Annotated in this window: 21 protein-coding genes; 8 read left to right on the top strand and 13 right to left on the bottom strand. The window is 43.7% G+C overall.

Annotated features, from left to right (window positions below):
• Positions 1–149 precede the first annotated feature (149 nt).
• Positions 150–1583, bottom strand: coding sequence for a pyruvate kinase (pyk, locus tag ACY652_RS02405; RefSeq protein ID WP_462266341.1), 1434 nt, complete (start codon positions 1581–1583; stop codon positions 150–152).
• Positions 1584–1668: 85 nt separating this feature from the next.
• On the bottom strand, positions 1669–2091 hold the full coding sequence (locus tag ACY652_RS02400) for an IPExxxVDY family protein (protein ID WP_462266340.1): 423 nt from the start codon (positions 2089–2091) through the stop codon (positions 1669–1671).
• A 151-nt stretch (positions 2092–2242) separates the two neighbouring features.
• On the opposite strand from ACY652_RS02400, the gene ACY652_RS02395 reads away from it, so the two are divergent.
• The 3 genes from ACY652_RS02395 to rnc are packed head-to-tail and all read left to right on the top strand — an operon-like array spanning position 2243 to position 4501.
• On the top strand, positions 2243–2479 hold the full coding sequence (locus ACY652_RS02395; protein ID WP_008508386.1) for an acyl carrier protein: 237 nt from the start codon (positions 2243–2245) through the stop codon (positions 2477–2479).
• A gap of 24 nt (positions 2480–2503) precedes the next feature.
• A complete protein-coding gene (fabF, locus tag ACY652_RS02390) occupies positions 2504–3757 on the top strand; it encodes a beta-ketoacyl-ACP synthase II (protein WP_462266339.1) in 1254 nt (417 codons plus the stop codon).
• A gap of 18 nt (positions 3758–3775) precedes the next feature.
• Positions 3776–4501 carry a ribonuclease III gene (gene rnc / locus ACY652_RS02385; RefSeq protein WP_462266338.1) on the top strand — a complete coding sequence of 242 codons (726 nt, stop codon included), beginning with the start codon at positions 3776–3778 and terminating at the stop codon, positions 4499–4501.
• Here rnc and ACY652_RS02380 read toward each other — a convergent pair.
• A complete protein-coding gene (locus tag ACY652_RS02380) occupies positions 4498–5244 on the bottom strand; it encodes a hypothetical protein (RefSeq protein ID WP_462266337.1) in 747 nt (248 codons plus the stop codon). The genes rnc and ACY652_RS02380 overlap by 4 nt on opposite strands.
• 91 nt (positions 5245–5335) lie before the next feature.
• On the opposite strand from ACY652_RS02380, the gene ACY652_RS02375 reads away from it, so the two are divergent.
• From ACY652_RS02375 to nadD, 3 genes are all read left to right on the top strand, one after another.
• On the top strand, positions 5336–6211 hold the full coding sequence (locus ACY652_RS02375; protein ID WP_462266336.1) for a YicC/YloC family endoribonuclease: 876 nt from the start codon (positions 5336–5338) through the stop codon (positions 6209–6211).
• Between the two features lie 95 nt (positions 6212–6306).
• Positions 6307–6879, top strand: coding sequence for a guanylate kinase (gene gmk, locus ACY652_RS02370; protein WP_462266335.1), 573 nt, complete (start codon positions 6307–6309; stop codon positions 6877–6879).
• A 22-nt stretch (positions 6880–6901) separates the two neighbouring features.
• A complete protein-coding gene (gene nadD / locus ACY652_RS02365) occupies positions 6902–7474 on the top strand; it encodes a nicotinate (nicotinamide) nucleotide adenylyltransferase (RefSeq protein WP_462266334.1) in 573 nt (190 codons plus the stop codon).
• Between the two features lie 22 nt (positions 7475–7496).
• On the opposite strand, the gene ACY652_RS02360 is transcribed toward nadD, so the two are convergent.
• The gene (locus ACY652_RS02360; protein WP_462266332.1) at positions 7497–7892 is read right to left on the bottom strand and encodes a hypothetical protein; all 396 of its coding nucleotides are present in this window, start codon (positions 7890–7892) and stop codon (positions 7497–7499) included.
• Between the two features lie 337 nt (positions 7893–8229).
• Here ACY652_RS02360 and ACY652_RS02355 point away from each other — a divergent pair, with 337 nt between their 5' ends.
• Together ACY652_RS02355 and ACY652_RS02350 are read left to right on the top strand one after the other, a co-directional pair.
• Positions 8230–9018 carry a M48 family metallopeptidase gene (locus tag ACY652_RS02355; RefSeq protein WP_462266331.1) on the top strand — a complete coding sequence of 263 codons (789 nt, stop codon included), beginning with the start codon at positions 8230–8232 and terminating at the stop codon, positions 9016–9018.
• Between the two features lie 101 nt (positions 9019–9119).
• Positions 9120–9719: a MiaE family protein gene (locus tag ACY652_RS02350; RefSeq protein ID WP_462266330.1), complete on the top strand. Its 600-nt coding sequence runs from the start codon at positions 9120–9122 to the stop codon at positions 9717–9719.
• Between the two features lie 125 nt (positions 9720–9844).
• On the opposite strand, the gene ACY652_RS02345 is transcribed toward ACY652_RS02350, so the two are convergent.
• The 9 genes from ACY652_RS02345 to rpsF form a co-directional block, all read right to left on the bottom strand.
• On the bottom strand, positions 9845–11443 hold the full coding sequence (locus tag ACY652_RS02345; RefSeq protein WP_462266329.1) for an FAD-dependent monooxygenase: 1599 nt from the start codon (positions 11441–11443) through the stop codon (positions 9845–9847).
• A 3-nt stretch (positions 11444–11446) separates the two neighbouring features.
• A complete protein-coding gene (locus ACY652_RS02340; protein WP_462266328.1) occupies positions 11447–12157 on the bottom strand; it encodes an SAM-dependent methyltransferase in 711 nt (236 codons plus the stop codon).
• A 10-nt stretch (positions 12158–12167) separates the two neighbouring features.
• Positions 12168–13421 (bottom strand): pyridoxal phosphate-dependent aminotransferase, encoded by a 1254-nt coding sequence (locus ACY652_RS02335; protein WP_462266327.1) that lies wholly within the window; start codon positions 13419–13421, stop codon positions 12168–12170.
• Between the two features lie 164 nt (positions 13422–13585).
• Positions 13586–14332, bottom strand: coding sequence for an acyl-CoA desaturase (locus tag ACY652_RS02330; RefSeq protein ID WP_462266326.1), 747 nt, complete (start codon positions 14330–14332; stop codon positions 13586–13588).
• A gap of 223 nt (positions 14333–14555) precedes the next feature.
• Positions 14556–14951 carry a group III truncated hemoglobin gene (locus tag ACY652_RS02325; RefSeq protein ID WP_462266325.1) on the bottom strand — a complete coding sequence of 132 codons (396 nt, stop codon included), beginning with the start codon at positions 14949–14951 and terminating at the stop codon, positions 14556–14558.
• Between the two features lie 14 nt (positions 14952–14965).
• Positions 14966–15703: a monofunctional biosynthetic peptidoglycan transglycosylase gene (gene mtgA / locus ACY652_RS02320; RefSeq protein ID WP_462266324.1), complete on the bottom strand. Its 738-nt coding sequence runs from the start codon at positions 15701–15703 to the stop codon at positions 14966–14968.
• 36 nt (positions 15704–15739) lie between these two features.
• Complete coding sequence (rplI, locus tag ACY652_RS02315; RefSeq protein WP_462266323.1) at positions 15740–16183, bottom strand: 50S ribosomal protein L9; 444 nt, start codon at positions 16181–16183, stop codon at positions 15740–15742.
• A gap of 16 nt (positions 16184–16199) precedes the next feature.
• Positions 16200–16463 carry a 30S ribosomal protein S18 gene (gene rpsR, locus ACY652_RS02310; RefSeq protein ID WP_462266322.1) on the bottom strand — a complete coding sequence of 88 codons (264 nt, stop codon included), beginning with the start codon at positions 16461–16463 and terminating at the stop codon, positions 16200–16202.
• The gene (rpsF, locus tag ACY652_RS02305; protein ID WP_462266321.1) at positions 16463–16825 is read right to left on the bottom strand and encodes a 30S ribosomal protein S6; all 363 of its coding nucleotides are present in this window, start codon (positions 16823–16825) and stop codon (positions 16463–16465) included. Before rpsF ends, rpsR begins: the two co-directional genes overlap by 1 nt.
• Positions 16826–16977 lie beyond the last annotated feature (152 nt).

The following is a 16977-nucleotide window of genomic DNA, read 5'->3' as shown; positions in this document are numbered from 1 at the left end:
AACAGAGTCAGGAATCAAGAACCAAGAGTCGAGATCGCTGTACTAATAAAAAAGGGAATGTGTTTTACGCATTCCCTTTTTTATTAGTACAGCGCAATGCTGATTTTTTCCAGTCTTGATTCCTGGCTCTTATTTCTTGACTCTGTTCCTTACTCTACCACTGTAACTTTCAGCATGTTGGTTTTGCCTTGCTTTTCGATTGGAATAGCAGCCGTATTAATCAGCACTTCACCTGCTTCAACCAGGTTCTCCTGCTTCAGCATTTCGTTTACATCAGTTATGGTTTTGTCTGTACTTTCCAGCTGGTCATAATAAAAGGCTCGTACACCCCAAACCAGGCTCAATGCATTCAGCAACGTTTTATTGGAAGTAAAAATGTAAGTGCTGGCCTTGGGGCGATAGCTCGAAATTTCAAATGCCGTATAACCCGACACGGTCATGGATACGATACCGGCAGCATTGGTATGCCCGGCCAGGTACACTGCCGACTCGCATACCGCATTGCTTAAGTAATTGCTAACTGATACTGCACCGGCTTCTTTGGCCGCATTAAACGGATAGCCGCTCTCTTCTACATTGCGCACAATTTTAGCCATTGTTTCAATTACAATCAGCGGAAACTCGCCTACCGAGGTTTCGCCGCTCAGCATCACGGCATCGGCGCCATCCAGTACCGAGTTGGCCACGTCATTCACCTCCGCACGGGTAGGGCGTGGCGTAGTGATCATGGATTCCAGCATCTGTGTAGCTACAATTACCGGCTTAGAAGCCGCACGGCACTTGCGTACTATCATTTTTTGCAGCATGGGCACTACCTCTAAAGGCATTTCCACACCCAAATCGCCCCGTGCTACCATTACGCCATCCGTAGCGGCAATAATGGCATCAATGTTATCAATAGCTTCGGGCTTTTCTACTTTGGCTATAATTTTTGAAGGCTTGCCGCTTTGGCTGATGATGCGCTTTAGGTCCACAATATCCTCGCCGGTACGTACGAAAGATAAGCCAATCCACTCCACATCGTTTTGTAAAGCAAACTGCAGGTTCACCAGATCCTCTTCTGTTAAGCTGGGGATAGAAACTTTGGTATTGGGCAGGTTTACGCCCTTGCGCGAGGTTAAGATACCGCCGTGCAGTACTTCGCACTTTACCGTATCCTTGCGGTTGGTTTCAATTACTTTCAGTTGCAGTTTGCCGTCGTCCAGTAATATGGTTTCGCCGGCCTGCACATCCTGCGGAAAAGTGGTATAAGTAATATAAATCTGGTTATCATCACCAATGCACTCCTTGGTGGTAATATCAATATGCTTGCCGTTTACCAGGTGTATACCGCCGTCCTTTACCAGCCCGATGCGTATTTTGGGGCCCTGTAAATCGGCCAGTATGCCTATGTTTACTTTGTATTGCGCGTTAATTTCGCGAATGGTATCAATTGTTTTCTGGTGGTCTTCGGCTTTACCGTGCGAAAAGTTTAACCGGCATACATTCACACCTGCTTTAATCATGGCCAGCAATACCTCTTTTTTGGCAGATGCAGGGCCCATAGTGGCCACAATTTTAGTACGGTTGTAAGATAGTTTCATATGTTAGCGTTAACAGGCTTGCCAGCCTTGTTTAAATATAATAGGCTTAAACGGTTATGTGTAAGTTCAACACTTAAAATTTTCGCTAAAATAACAGATTTTCGATTGATTTTATTTTTTTAGGCTCAATCTTTATTGCCAAAGTAATTTCGGGCAGCGCATTCAGTCCCGCGAGGATAATATCCAGTTCATTTTCATCAATATAATTTTTAATCATCAAAAAATAATGGGTCTGGCGCAGTTCGGGTATCAGCAGTCCGTCTGTACCGCGGTTGGCCACAAAATAAAAATGTGTTTCGGTGCTTTCCCACTCGTCATGGTATAACGAAAAGTAAACCGGCTCTGTACTGTTCTGATAAATGTCCACCTCCAGGTCATTGCCTTTCACAAAATTAAAGTTGAGGTGCTTGTTAATCAGGTAACAGGCCCGGTAATCTTTAAGCGATGTGGTAAGGGCAATGAGTTCAAAATCCAGATCGACACTTATTTTTAAAACCTTTCTGTTCAAACTGATGAATTTATTTAGCGTATAAAATTACAAACTGAAACCGGGCCCCTGAAATTTTGTTAACATAAAGCATTGGATTTTAGATTTGATATTTACCAGAATTTATATTTCTTTGCACAGAAATTTATTTACACATTAATCATCAAACATTATGTCTGATATCGCTTCAAGAGTAAAAGCTATCATTGTAGAAAAATTAGGTGTTGACGAAAGTGAAGTAACACCCGAAGCAAGCTTCACCAATGACCTTGGTGCCGATTCATTGGACACCGTGGAACTGATCATGGAGTTTGAAAAGGAATTTAACGTAGCTATTCCAGACGATCAGGCAGAAACCATCGGTACTGTTGGTCAGGCAATCGCTTATTTAGAAAAAAACGTTAAATAAGTAAACTCCTTCGAGAACAGTTAAATGGAGTTTAAGCGAGTTGTCGTAACCGGGCTGGGTGCACTTACTCCAATTGGTAACAGCGTTGCAGAATATTGGAACGGCCTGATCAATGGAGTAAGTGGTGCTGCCTTTATTAAAAGTTTTGATGTAACGCATTTTAAAACCAAGTTTGCCTGTGAGGTAAAAGGTTTTGATGCGGATGCATTTTTAGGCCGTAAGGATGCCCGCAAACTGGATCCTTTTGTACAATACGCCCTGTATGCTACAGAAGAAGCCGTTAAAGATGCCGGCCTGAACTTTGAAGAGCTGGATGTAAACCGCATAGGCGTAATCTGGGGTTCGGGCATAGGGGGCCTTAAAACGTTTTTAGATGAAGTAGTAAACTTTGCTAAAGGCGATGGTACCCCACGGTTTAACCCCTTCTTTATCCCCAAAATGATTGCGGATATTGCCCCCGGCCATATCTCCATCAAATACGGGCTCAGAGGGCCAAACTTTACTACGGTATCTGCCTGTGCATCTTCCAATAACTCGTTAATTGATGCCTTTAATTACATCCGTTTGGGTAAAGCAAATATGTTTATCAGCGGCGGTTCTGAGGCTATAATCAATGAGGCGGGTATTGGCGGTTTCAATGCCATGCATGCACTCTCCACCCGCAACGAAGACCCGGCAACGGCATCACGCCCTTTCGATTTAGACCGTGATGGTTTTGTAGCCGGTGAAGGTGCAGGTACAATTATTCTTGAAGAACTGGAACATGCCAAGGCCCGGGGCGCTAAAATATATGCCGAAATGATGGGTGGCGGCATGAGCGCCGATGCTTATCACATGACGGCTCCGCACCCGGAAGGATTAGGCGCTGCGCTGGTAATGCGCGCTGCACTGGAAGATGCCGGAATGACACCTGCCGATATTGATTATGTGAACGTACATGGTACTTCTACACCTATTGGCGATCCACAGGAAATAAAAGCCATTCAGGGAGTATATGGTGATGATTTGTACCGGGTAAACATTAGTTCTACCAAATCGATGACCGGGCATTTGCTAGGTGCAGCAGGTGCTATTGAGGCTATTGCTGCTATTATGGCAATTAAAAACGGCATCATTCCGCCAACCATCAACCATTTTACTGATGATCCGGCGTTTGATCCTAAAATCAATTTTACTTTTAATACCGCACAAAAGCGTGAGGTACGGGCGGCGCAGAGTAATGGCTTTGGCTTTGGCGGGCATAATGCTTCTGTTATCTTCAAAAAATACGAAGCATAACCTTTTTTAAATTGCTGCATGCCTTTACGCCGGTTATACAAGCTTTATTTATCTCCGTACCGAAAATACACTAAACAACTTAAAAATTTGCTCGGCTATACGCCGGGCAATTTGTCTTTATACCGTTTAGCATTCCGGCACAAATCGGTAGCGCAATCCATTAAAAAAGGCGTAAAGAACAGTAATGAACGGCTGGAGTTTTTGGGCGATGCAGTATTGGGCAGCGTAGTGGCCGAGGTACTGTTTAAACTTTATCCTTATCAGGATGAAGGCTTTTTAACCGAACTGCGCTCTAAAATGGTAAGCCGTGTAAACCTCAACCAGTTAGCGCGTAAATTAGGGTTGGAGAACCTGATTGAGTATGATCAGCGTGCCGTAGGTTCAGCCCGGCAGGGTTCATTGTTAGGCGATGCCTTTGAAGCGCTGATTGGGGCCGTTTATTTGGATAAAGGGTACGATTTCACCAAGAGTTTCCTTATCAGCCATATTATCAAGCCGCATATTGATATTCATACATTGGAGCAAACCGAAACCAATTTTAAAAGTAAACTAATTGAATGGTGCCAGCGCCATGGTAAGGATGTGCTTTTTGAAGTAGTGCCCAATGCCGATGGCGAAAGCGCAAAGCTGTTTACGATACAGGTAACCGTTGATAACGAAGCGATGGGCCAGGGTAAGGAGTTCAATAAAAAAACAGCCGAAAAGCTGGCTGCCGAGAAAGCCTGCGTCGGCCTGGGCATTTAGTTGGCCGTTAATGGTTTAAGTTTATTCCGCTGTAATGCCTGATAATCAGTATACGACTTTTTGATGTAATTAATAAGGTCGTAATCGCTCCACTTATTTACCTTTTCATATTGCGGGCGATACGTTTCCATAAATCCCGGTAGTTCCTCATCCGGTATGCCGGTAACTTGCTTAATCATGCTCTTGTTAAAACGCCTGTCAATCTTAATGGCCTCGTTCTCCTGCTTGATATAGTTATTGAATCGCCGGGCCTGTTTAGGTTCTTTGCCAAACAATTCGTACAATCCATTTAGCGGCGAGGCGATATAAGACAGTGCAGATGGTTTGCCGTTGTAATAAACCCCTTTACTGCGGTAAGCATCCAGCGTGGCCTGCTGTTCCTGTTTGGTACTGTAGCCTTTTATTACTACTGTATTTAAGTTAACTACAGGTTTTAAATAAATAACGATGTCATTGCTGCTGGCAACTGCCTGTTTTAAAGCAGTATAGTCAAGCTTGCTAAATTCAAGGCTGTCACCGGTGCTTGCCGCAATGGTAAAAATACCTTGACTATCACTGAATTTAACCTGGCCGGTATGTAAGTTCAGCACTTTTACCTGTGCTATCCGGTCAGCATTACCTGCCTTTACGGTAATCCCTTTCAGCGTGTAATTAACCTGCGCCTTTGCAGCCAATGGGCATAACAGGAGCAATCCTGCACCTGACAGGCAAATGAAAATGTAAGCAGCCAGCCTTTTAAGCATCAACAAACGTAGGCATTACGCCTGGGGTATAATGTGAAAAAGTGTTAAACAGGCAATATTTACAACTCGCTTAAAAAGGCTATCTTTGCGCATGATAAAATCCATGACCGGGTATGGAATAGCTGCTACCGATTTAGGCAACGCTAAGTATACCGTGGAGATCAAATCGTTAAACAGTAAATTTTTAGAGCTGTCGCTCCGCCTCCCCAAAGCATTTTCCGACAAAGAATTTCAACTGCGTACAGAATGCAGCAAGCAGTTGGAACGCGGTAAAATCAACCTGTCTATCAATGTAGAGCAAAGTGAAGGCCATGTGAAAGCGGCCGGTATCAATACGCAATTGCTCAAATATTATTATGAACAGCTAAAGGCGGTAAGTGCCGAATTGAACGAGCCGGCTTCCAACTTAATGCAACTGGCATTAGGTTTACCTGAGGTAGTAAAATATAATGAAGAAAGCGTTACCGAGGAAGAATGGAAGGCGGCAGATCAAACCTTTAAGCAAGCCGTAGCTGCGTTTCAAAAATTTAGGGCTGAGGAAGGCGGCGTATTAGAGGGCGATCTGAAACATCGTATTGGCTTGATTATGAAAAATCTGGAGTTGGTAGAAGTAGAAGAGCCTAAACGGATACCGGTGATACGCGAACGGCTGAACACCCACCTTGCTGAAGTGACAAGCCGCGAGCATATAGACCAAAACCGTTTGGAGCAGGAACTGATTTATTATATTGATAAACTGGATATTACAGAAGAAAAAGTAAGGCTGAAAACGCATTGCCTGTACTTTTTGGAAACCCTGAACAGTGCAGATGCCAACGGTAAAAAGTTGGGGTTTATATCGCAGGAGATAGGCCGCGAGGTAAATACACTGGGTTCTAAAGCCAATGATGCCGCCATACAAAAACTGGTGGTGGGCATGAAGGAAGAGCTTGAAAAAATCAAAGAACAGCTGTTAAATGTATTGTAACTGATTGGTTCATTAGTTCATTGGGGCGTTGTCATTAGGTTGTACTTACCCTATTCCAATGCCCTGGTAACGAATGCCCAATGCCAAATAAACACATGACTAAGGAAGGCAAGCTCATCATATTTTCGGCGCCGTCGGGAGCAGGTAAAACTACCATTGTACAGCATTTGTTAAAGCATTTTCCCTCACTGGAGTTTTCCATCTCCGCCACTACCCGCCAGGCGCGGGGCGATGAGCAGCACGCCAAGGATTACTATTTCATCAGTATAGAAGAATTTTTACACCGCATAGCCAAAAAGCAGTTCGTGGAGTTTGAGGAGGTATACTCAGGCACTTTTTATGGTACCCTTCGGCAGGAAATTGAACGCATCTGGAATGAAGGAAAAACGGTAATATTTGATATTGATGTGGAAGGCGGCCTGCACCTTAAACGTAAATACGGCCACCAGGCACTGGCTATATTTGTGCAGCCGCCATCGTTGGAAGTGCTGATAGAGCGCCTCACCGGCCGGGGTACTGATAGTGCCGAGAAGCTGAAAGAACGCTTTGCTAAAGCCGAAAAGGAGCTAAACTATGCGCCTAAATTTGATGTGATACTTAAAAATTACGATTTAGAAACTGCATGTGCCGAAGCCCGGCAACTGGTGGGGGATTTTTTGACCAGCTAATTAATTGCAACCCTCGAATAAAATGAAAATCGGCTTATTATTTGGCTCCTTTAATCCGGTTCATATCGGCCACTTAATTATTGCCAACTACATGGCCAATCATACCGAGCTGGAAAAAGTGTGGCTGGTAGTTACCCCGCAAAATCCTTTTAAAAAATACGGCAACCTGATTAATACTTATGACCGGCTGGAAATGGCCCGATTAGCTACTGACAATGCTGACCACATTGAAGTAAGCGATGTGGAAATCAAGTTACCGCAGCCTTCCTATACCATTGATACGCTTACCCATCTATCTGAAAAATACCCGCAGCACGAGTTTACGCTGATTATGGGATCGGATAACTTGGCCTCATTGCATAAGTGGAAAAATTATAAGCAGATACTTAAAAACTATAAAATATACGTTTACCCGCGTCCCGGCTACGAGAATGCCGATTTGGCTTCAGATCCGGCCGTTACCATCACCATGACGCCACTTATGGAATTGTCAGCTACTTTTATTCGCCAATCCATCGCCCAGAAAAAGAATGTGCAATACTTTGTGCCCGATGAGGTACTAAAGTTTATTGAGGACAAGAACCTGTATCGGTAGCCTTTAACACAAGAACTAAAAATTATTTTTTCTTATGGCTTCGCCATTCGCTTAAACTATAATGTTTATTCTCTGTGGCATTATAATAGAAAATCTGATAGGTTTTAGGGTCTACTTCAAACTGGTATAAAATATCATAAGTAGGAGCGCTTGCATTCACGTTTACTTGATAAAATGGGATGCCATAAGTGGGTGGAGCGCTGACAATTAACGAAATTTGTTTTTTACTATGGCTCATATTTTTTGTTTTAGAGGCCTGTTCTTTAACTTCTGGCAGTGCAGCAACTAAGTCAAGTATCTTAAGCTCTTTTTTACCGTTGGCCAAAAGCTCTTGTGCCAGTACAGCTTTTGGAAATGTTAGTAAATGGCTTGACAATAATACTACTGCAAGGACCTTGGAATATAGATTTTGTTTCATTCAGATGATGGGCTTTTAATTAACATGAATAGTTACATAATAAGCTTTTATTATTGCTTTATGTAAGTTGATAATGTTGCGGCTGCCAAATCAGTAATTAAACTATCAAAATGAAAAAATGATTTACAAAGTACTGTAGATAAATACAAATAACCGCAATTCATCTAAACGTTAGTGTAAATTTATCACAGCTCAGTTTTTGCAGCATGATGTAATGGGTGAAGCGCCAGCTTAACCGGTGATAGGATTCTCATTTTGTAATTCAACAAACCTTTAGATTACAGCTACGTTACCAATGCTGATTCAATCAATTTTAGCTACAGATTAAATTCTTATCATGAACAAAAAAATCCTGCTCCCCGCCTTTGTAATTGCTGCACTTTCGGTTATAAACCCGGCTTCAGCGCAGTTTAAACTGAACACCAAAACTATGAGTGCCGCCGAAAAAGGCTTTAAATCCGTTACCTTCTCTGATGCTGATGCTGCTAAACTGGCTAAAGAAGCGGTTACCTGGATGGATGCCAACAATCCGGTTGCTGCCGAAAATGATCCTTATTCCATCAGGCTAAGGAAGATATTCGCCAAACATCAGCATGAAGGTGGCCTAGATTTGAATTTTAAGGTTTACAAGGTAAAAGACATCAATGCTTTTGCTTGTGCTGATGGCAGCGTACGGGTATTCTCTTCTCTGATGGATATCATGACGGATGAGGAACTATTAGGCGTTATTGGTCATGAGATAGGACACGTAGTTAATAAGGACAGTAAAGATGCGGTAAGAGCCGTATACAAAAGGGAGGCGTTAACTGATGCTGCATCTTCGCAATCAGGCGCGGTAAACGCGATTTCGCAAAGCCAGTTGGGTTCCTTTGCCGGCGCACTGCTGGATAGCCGCTATAGCCGTAAACAGGAAAGCCAGGCAGATGATTATTCTTACGATTTTCTGAAGCGGAACAATTATAAAGTAACCGCCCTGGCAAGTGCCTTTACAAAGCTTGCCGACCTCGAAAAATCTTCGGGTTCTACGCGGACAAAATCTGAAAAGATGCTTAGTTCGCATCCTGACAGTGCTGAACGGGCTGCTAAGGTAATGACTAAAGCTAAAAAAGATGGCTTAGCAGCTTAGCTTTTAACAAAAGTATCTTACATCACATATACCGCAGAGGCATCTATCATGTAAAATACACATTACAGGATAGGTGCCTTCTTTTATTTATCTTTGCGCTTGTGAGCGAAAAGACAATTTTAAAACTGCAATTGCCAACTGATCCGCATTGGGTAACTAATGTAGTGGAGAGCAATATTGAAGAAATCTTAACCGACCATGCCTTTTGCGAGCAAAAGGCCGCCAGCAACGCCATTACGCTGATTGTACAAAATCCGCAGCTGTCAGACCTGGTGCAGCAAATGGCAGCTTTAGTGCAGGAGGAAATGGATCATTTTAAGCGGGTGCATGATATTATTCTGGCTCGTGGCTATGTATTGGGCCGTGAGCGCAAGGATGACTATGTGGGCGAACTGATGAAGTTTGTTAAGAAGGGCGGTAGCCGTAATGAGCAGTTAATTGACCGCCTACTGTTTGCCGCTATGATTGAGGCCCGCAGCTGCGAACGTTTCAAGGTACTTTCCGAAAACATCAACGACAAAGAGCTGGCTGATTTTTACTATGAACTGATGATAAGCGAAGCTGCCCATTATACCATGTTCATCCGCTTGGCCAGAAAATACACGGAAGGTATTGATGTTGATGCCCGGTGGAAAGATTTTTTGGCTTACGAAGCACAGGTGATACAGAACTATGGCAAACGCGAAACGATACATGGTTAGCTTGCCCGAACACCTCATTTAATTGTTTGTAATTGCGATAAAAGGGTGCCATCTCATTCTATAAAGGGCGGATAGGTTTTACTACGAGATAACGCCCGTACCTTGTAATCACAATTAAAAGCCTATTAGCCTTTCATCCCTGCTACATTCCTTAAATAATTATCCACTGTAGTAATGTCGGCCGTGTCAGATAATAAGCCAATGTGCATATCGGGCCGTACTACCATTGCTTTTACCTGCCGGATTTTAATTTCAAAGGCATCAAATACCTGCTGGTTTTTTACCGATGGCGGAAGGTGAAAAAAGTTTAGCTTTCCGGTATAGCTTTGCGTTATCCATTTGGCAAAGGTAAACAGTTCCTGCTCAGTAAGCGGCCCTATGGTAATTAAGGTGAAGCCGGGCTTGCTGCACCAGGCGTGTAAATCGGTTTCCTGCTGTTTCTTTTCATCGTAAATCTTCAGATAAGGCAGGCGGTCGCCGGCTCTGATACCGCTGGTTTGGCTTAAGTGTAAACTAAGGCGGCTGTTCCGGTATTGGATGTCGGTTTGAGAAACACGTTTAAACAATAGCTGTGTATACTTACTTTTATGCTGCGCCCATGCTAAAATCCGGGGAAGTATCCGGTTTTTAAAAAATCGGGTAACTATGTTACTTGAGGTGATCAGGTTAAACGCTTTGTCTGTAGTTTTCAACAGTTGTAAGGCTACCGGCATCCGCTCATCAGCGTAGGTTGATAATACTTGCGGCTCGATGTGTTGGTTAATCACGCCTGACAGCTTCCAAGCTAAGTTATACGCATCCTGTAAGCCGGTATTCATGCCTTGCCCGCCAACTGGTGAGTGAATATGGGCAGCATCACCGATCAGGAAACATTTTCGCTGACTGAACTTCGCCGCCATGCGGTGATGCAGACGGTAAGTAGTAAACCAGCGGTTTTCTGTTACCTGTAATGCAAAGCCGGTAACGGCCTGCAGAAAAGGTTCAATCTGTTGCAGTTTCAGGTTATCGGAGGTTAAGCCTGCCGGTATATTGCCGATTACCCGGTAAAAATTATCACCCGGTATAGGGAAGAAGGTAGCAAAGCCCGTATCGCCTTGATATAGCTGCAAATGCCGGTGTGTGAGGTTAGCATTAGCTAACTGCACATCCGCCAGGTAAAACTGGTGCGGATAGCTGTCGCCCTCAAACAGAATCTGTAATTGATTGCGTACAGTGCTGTGCGCACCATCGGCACCAATCAGCCAGTTACAGGTGAGGGTGTACGGTTGATTATCATTTTCTAATTCAAGCTGAATAATGGCGGCAGTTTCCTGTAAATTTAATAATTGCGTATTCCAGTATACCGGGCAGCACTGCCGGGTAAGCTCGTCAAGCAACAGCCGCTCTGTTTTACTCTGCTCGTGCAAATAAATGTGCGGATAATGAAGTTGGTTGGCGGCGGCAGCACTAAAGTTGAGTTGTGCAACCTGCCGGGTTTGCTGGTAATAAATCAGTCCTTCGGCAGGTATACTTTGGCTCAGCAAATGATCAGCCAGCCCCATCTGTCTGAGAATTTCTACAGTTCGCGATTGTATCGCTAATGCTTTGGATTGAGAGGTAGGGCCCTGGCCGGCATCAATAATAATAGGCTGTATACCGTTACGCAGTAACTGAGCTGCCATCATCAGGCCGGAAGGCCCTGCACCTACAATAACAACTTCGGCATGGCGGTTGACAATACGCATGTATCAGGAACGAAACAGCAGGAAAATAGTTGGCTTTTTATGCAGGTCGGGTAATTGCTTCTTCCAGTCGGCAATGCTTTTGGTTTGTATCATCTCATCATCAGCGGTAAGGTTACAGGCAATGCACAGGCGTGTAGCGGGCTTACAGGTTCTGATAATTTCCTCCAGCAACGGATTGTTGCGAAAGGGAGTTTCTATAAATAGCTGGGTTTGGTTAAAGCGTTCCGCCTGCTGTTCCAGGTCTTTAAGGCGTTTGCTGCGCAATAACTTATCAATAGGCAGATAGCCATGAAAGCTGAAGCTTTGCCCGCTAAAGCCCGAGGCCATCAGCGCCAGTAATATAGAACTGGGGCCAACCAACGGTACTACCTTAATGCCCCTGCGGTGCGCTTCGGCAACAATATCAGCGCCCGGATCGGCTACACCGGGGCATCCGGCTTCACTCATCAGCCCCGCATCATTTCCGGCAATTATACCGGTAAAAAAGCTGCCTATGGGTTCTTCGCGCTGATGCTTGCCATAATCATGAATAATGAGCTCACTTTGCGGAATGGCTAATCCGGCCTGCTTTAAAAATCTGCGGGCCGTTTTCTCATTCTCTACAATATACTCTTTTAGCTGATTTATGGTTTGCGTTAAGTAAGGCGTAAAAGATTTTGCTGCTGCATCATCGGCCAGCGGTACCGGAATAAGAAAAAGCGTTCCTGCAGGCATGGTTAAATGGTTATTGCAGTTTACTTAATGCTTCTTTAATGCGCGGTATCATGGCTGCTATATCTTCCGGTGTACTGGTACCTACCGAGGCACGGAACCAATTAACATCGGAGCCGGTACCAAATGCCGAGAAAGGCACCAGTGCTACCTTAGCTTCCTTAATAAGATAGAAGTTCACATCAGCCGCATCGTTCAGCAATTCGCCTTCAGGCGTGGTTTTACCGCTGTAATCAATCTTTACGGTAAGATAAATGGCACCCATCGGTTGAATGGCATCTACCGCATAACCTTCGTTTTTTAATTGCTGAAAGCCATTGTAAAGCTTAGTAAGATTTTGCTGTATTTTGTTTTTGAAGGTGTTCAGATAATGAGCTATCTGTTCGTCCTGCTGCAGGTAATGTGCTGTGGCTACCTGCTCTGCTTTGGGCGCCCAGGCACCCATGTGGCCTACAATGCCGCGCATCTTGCTGATGATATGCTCCGGCCCAAACCCCCAGCCTACCCGTACACCGGTAGCCGCCAGGCATTTGGATATGCCATCAATATAAATTACATAGTCTTTTAATTCAGGCCGCAGGCTTACCGGGTTTACATGCGCCTTACCAAAGGTAAGCATCGAATAAATCTGGTCATACATGATGTACAACGGCTTTTCAGCATGAGTGCGGCTATTATTTTCAGCAATCACCAGGTCGCAAATTTCCTCCAGATCGGCCTGCTCAAACATGGTACCCGTAGGATTTTGCGGTGAGCATAGCGCCAGCAAGGTAGCACCTTTGAGGTGCGGGGCCAAATCAGCAGCGGTGGGCAAAAAGTTATTTTCGGGCAGGGTAGGTACAGCTATTTCCTGAGAGCCGGTGATATGGCAGTAATGGTTATTGTTCCATGAAGGAGCGGGATAAATCACTTTATCGCCTGCATCCACTAACGCTAAAAACGCAGAGTATATTAACGGGCGTGATCCGCTGGCTACCAGTACCTCGTTTGGCGCAAAGTTTAAACCAAAATGGCGGTTTAAAAAGGCTGAGACCTGTTCGCGTAATATGAGTACGCCATCGGCCGGGGGATAGTTGGTTTGGTGCGCCTGGTAAGCCTCAATAATTCCCTGTTGCAATTCTTCAGGAATAGGATAAATGGCCGGGTCAAAATCACCGATGGTTAGGTTGGCAATGTTTTGCCCCTGCCTTTTCAGTTCATTAATTTCGTTGCCTATTTTTATAATCTCTGAGCCTTTAAGGGTTTTGGCCAGTACAGATACACTCATGGTATTGATTTTTGAATTGAGCGCAAATATAGAGGGATTATGTGATAATGGACAAAAGACTTAAAGAGAAAGGATGAAAGAAAAGACAGTGGGATAAAAGACAAAGGATATGTGTTTACCCTTTGTCTTTTATCCCTTTTTCTTTAATCCTTTTTTAAAAAAGCTTAAAACAGGCTGCCGGCAACCGGTTTGCGCAGTTTAATAATGCGAACGTAGTGCATCAGTTTCATTACCGGATATACCGGGTCAATCTCGAACCAGCGTTTGCCAAAATTGGGGCTGTTCGGGTGTTTGTGATGATTGTTCTGAAACAGTTCGCCCAGCATCAAAAAGTCGATAGGAGTAGTGTTTTTTGATTTGTCGCCGTTGTCATAGTTAGAATATCCATATTTATGACCGCACCAGTTTACAATAGCGCCATGAAGCGGGCCCATTACAATTTGTACCGGTAATAACAGCCACAACCACCAATGCGTAGCAAAAGCTGCATAGAAGGCTATATATAATAAAATGAAACATAAGCGGGTAAGATTGTGCGACCCATAATAATCAATCAGGTGCCATTCAGGATAATTGCCCTTAAAGCGTTGTTCGGGTTCTTTTAAACGGCGTTCATGCTCACGAAAGCTTAAGGCGGTATTCCAGCTCATCTGAAACACATCAGTAAAAAAATGAGGTGAATGCGGATCTTTCTCAGTATCACTATACGCATGATGCTCGCGGTGCATAATGGCATAAGCGCGTGGATTTAAAAATGAAGAACCCTGGGTAACAAAGGTTAAAAAATGAAATACACGCTCGGTAAACTTTGGGGTACTGTACATTTTATGCGCAGCATAACGGTGCAGGTAAAATGTTTGAAAGAACAGGGATAAAAACCAGTGTGCTAAAAAGAAGATTATTATAATCACGGATATCTTTGATTTTACGGGTTATGACTTATTTGGGGCTGCAAAGGTATAAAATATTGAAACAAGCAGTACTGTAATTTGCTTGCAAAAAAGCGTGTTTATCTAAATACAGCAGGGTAGTATAAGTCAATGAAGTGTTGGTGTATAACAGTTAGATGGACATACGAAAGTTTAAACGTGAGAGATGCTGAAATATTATAAAAATCAGTATATTATAATGTCCTTACAGGATAGCCTTGTTGGGATTAGCTTTGATGTATGCCAGCTTGCCCGAGAACAGTTCGGCCATTTTACCGGCTCTCCATTTAGCTTCAGCGGCTTTTTCGCCGGTAAACAGTGCATCTACAGTTTTTACAAACAGCTGCATCCAGGCTTCAAAATGCTCATTACTTACAGGCAAGTTTATGTGAGGAGCAAAGGGGGCGCCAAAATAGGTATGTTCTTGCAGCAGTACGGTTTGCCAGAAGCTGTACATCTTTTGTAAATGCTGCGGCCAGTTATCTTTAATGCGTTCGTTGAACACTGGCGCTAACAATGCATCTTCCCTTATATTGGTATAAAAAGTATCTACCAGTAACTTAATGTCTTCCAGTGATGTGATGTCTTTTTCAGGTAGCATAGATACACACGTTATTAAAAATCAAGCGGCCCCAGCCTGCGCATATTTTTCAGGATGATATATTGCCGGTGCCTGACATAAGGGCCGGGACTTACGGCCGACCATTTTAGCGGATTTGGAAAAACAGAGGCAATTGCAGCAGCGTTACGCTTTGTAAGGTTCCTGGCATCCTTATGAAAATAGGCCTGACTTGCGGCCTGAGCACCATAAATGCCATCGCCCATCTCAATCACATTCAGGTATACTTCTAAAATACGCTCCTTGCTCCAAAATGCTTCAATGAGTAAGGTAAACCAGGCTTCGAAGGCTTTGCGCACGTAGGAGCGGCCCGGCCATAAAAAAACATTTTTGGCGGTTTGCTGCGATATTGTACTGCCGCCTATCAGCTTATGATGATGCGCGTTTTTATCAATAGCGCGTTCCATCGCCTTAAAGTCGAACCCATAATGGTCTAAAAACTTTTGGTCTTCGGCGGCTACTGCAGCGCGCTTCATAGGGTCGGCAATACTATCAAAGGGTACCCATTCCTTATCAAGCTTCCATTCTTTACCAGCTGATTTACGCTCAAAGCCGCGCTCAATCATCAGCAGCGTAACCGGAGGATTTACAAAGCGATAGAGTAATACCCAAAGTACCGACAGGCCCACAAACAGTACGAACACCAGTTTAACAATACGAAAAATAAGTTTGCCCAAGCCATTCATATCCGGCGGTGAAATTAGTAAAATAAAAAAGTGCCTGATGAAATTCATCAGGCACTTTTAAAAAATTTAGTTTAAAGCAAGTGCTTATTCAGCAACTACCTCAAACGGAACCTTAACTTTAACTTCTTTGTGCAGGTTCAGGTTAGCAGTATATTCACCTATAACCTTAGGATCCTGATCAAAGGTAATACGGCGGCGGTCAACATCGAAGCCTTGTTTCTTTAATGCATCAGCTACCTGGATGGTATTGATGGCACCGAAGATTTTGCCGCTTTCGCCGGCTTTGGCACCAATGGTTAATTTAACGCCTTCCAGGCGGGTTGCAATTTCTTCAGCATCCTTACGGATTTTGTCTTGCTTAAATTGCGCCTGTTTTAAGTTTTCGGCCAATACCTTACGTGCCGAAGGGGTAGCCAGTGAGGCAAAGCCCTTAGGGATAAGGAAGTTGCGGCCATAACCTGGTTTAACGGTTACAATTTCGTCTTTCTCACCAAGGTTCTTTACGTCCTGTTTTAAAATAATATCCATGTTGTAAACCTCCTTGTTATTTTAATGAGTCGGCAACGTAAGGCAGTAAGCCAATGTGGCGGGCACGCTTTACAGCCTGCGCTACTTTACGCTGAAATTTTAATGAAGTACCGGTTAAACGGCGTGGTAATACTTTACCCTGGTCGTTAATAAACTTTAATAAGAAGTTGGCGTCTTTGTAATCAATGTACTTGATGCCATTCTTTTTAAACCGGCAATATTTTTTGCGGTTATCCTCCACTTTTGGAGCGGTAACGTATTTAATCTGATCGTTAGCCATTATTGTGCTGCCTCCTGTGCTTTAGGTTTTTTGTTAAAAGCGCCGCTGCGTTTTTTCTCATTGTACGCAATAGCATTTTTATCCAGTGCAATGGTCAGGAAACGTAGTACGCGCTCATCACGACGAAATTCGGTCTCCAGTTTGTTGATAAGTTCACCCGGAGCTCGGTATTCGGTGAGGTGGTAGTACCCTGTGTTTTTCTTTTGAATAGGGTACGCTAATTTTCTCAAACCCCAATTATCCTCCTGGACAATTTCGGCTCCGTTATCGGTAAGAACTTTTGTGAATTTGGCAATGGCCTCTTTCGCAACGTCTTCTGATAACAACGGGGTAAGAACGATGACGGTTTCGTACTGTTGCATTTGTGTGCTTTGATTATGAATTACTTATCCGTTAGTTAACGGGCTGCAAAAGTAATTATTTAGCACAATATATCAAATAATGAAACACATTAATATGGCGTATTTATACTAAAGTTTTTGTGGCGGATAATAGTATCAGTTATATTTGAAAG

The organism is Mucilaginibacter sp. (assembly GCF_965200995.1).
In the GTDB taxonomy this organism is placed as follows: domain Bacteria; phylum Bacteroidota; class Bacteroidia; order Sphingobacteriales; family Sphingobacteriaceae; genus Mucilaginibacter.
The sequence above is the reverse complement of the archived record's forward strand: the minus strand, read 5'-3'. Positions and strand labels throughout refer to the sequence as shown.

Bases quoted from the DNA above. Each gene is read 5' to 3' on its own strand.
- ACY652_RS02355 (WP_462266331.1), top strand. From the start codon at position 8,230: ATGAACAAAAAAATCCTGCTCCCCGCCTTTGTAATTGCTGCACTTTCG.
- ACY652_RS02360 (WP_462266332.1), bottom strand. From the start codon at position 7,892: ATGAAACAAAATCTATATTCCAAGGTCCTTGCAGTAGTATTATTGTCA.
- gmk (WP_462266335.1), top strand. From the start codon at position 6,307: ATGACTAAGGAAGGCAAGCTCATCATATTTTCGGCGCCGTCGGGAGCA.
- fabF (WP_462266339.1), top strand. From the start codon at position 2,504: ATGGAGTTTAAGCGAGTTGTCGTAACCGGGCTGGGTGCACTTACTCCA.
- rpsF (WP_462266321.1), bottom strand. From the start codon at position 16,825: ATGCAACAGTACGAAACCGTCATCGTTCTTACCCCGTTGTTATCAGAA.
- ACY652_RS02380 (WP_462266337.1), bottom strand. From the start codon at position 5,244: ATGCTTAAAAGGCTGGCTGCTTACATTTTCATTTGCCTGTCAGGTGCA.
- rpsR (WP_462266322.1), bottom strand. From the start codon at position 16,463: ATGGCTAACGATCAGATTAAATACGTTACCGCTCCAAAAGTGGAGGAT.
- ACY652_RS02325 (WP_462266325.1), bottom strand. From the start codon at position 14,951: ATGCTACCTGAAAAAGACATCACATCACTGGAAGACATTAAGTTACTG.
- mtgA (WP_462266324.1), bottom strand. From the start codon at position 15,703: ATGAATTTCATCAGGCACTTTTTTATTTTACTAATTTCACCGCCGGAT.
- ACY652_RS02395 (WP_008508386.1), top strand. From the start codon at position 2,243: ATGTCTGATATCGCTTCAAGAGTAAAAGCTATCATTGTAGAAAAATTA.
- pyk (WP_462266341.1), bottom strand. From the start codon at position 1,583: ATGAAACTATCTTACAACCGTACTAAAATTGTGGCCACTATGGGCCCT.
- ACY652_RS02375 (WP_462266336.1), top strand. From the start codon at position 5,336: ATGATAAAATCCATGACCGGGTATGGAATAGCTGCTACCGATTTAGGC.
- rplI (WP_462266323.1), bottom strand. From the start codon at position 16,183: ATGGATATTATTTTAAAACAGGACGTAAAGAACCTTGGTGAGAAAGAC.
- rnc (WP_462266338.1), top strand. From the start codon at position 3,776: ATGCCTTTACGCCGGTTATACAAGCTTTATTTATCTCCGTACCGAAAA.
- nadD (WP_462266334.1), top strand. From the start codon at position 6,902: ATGAAAATCGGCTTATTATTTGGCTCCTTTAATCCGGTTCATATCGGC.
- ACY652_RS02345 (WP_462266329.1), bottom strand. From the start codon at position 11,443: ATGCGTATTGTCAACCGCCATGCCGAAGTTGTTATTGTAGGTGCAGGG.
- ACY652_RS02340 (WP_462266328.1), bottom strand. From the start codon at position 12,157: ATGCCTGCAGGAACGCTTTTTCTTATTCCGGTACCGCTGGCCGATGAT.
- ACY652_RS02335 (WP_462266327.1), bottom strand. From the start codon at position 13,421: ATGAGTGTATCTGTACTGGCCAAAACCCTTAAAGGCTCAGAGATTATA.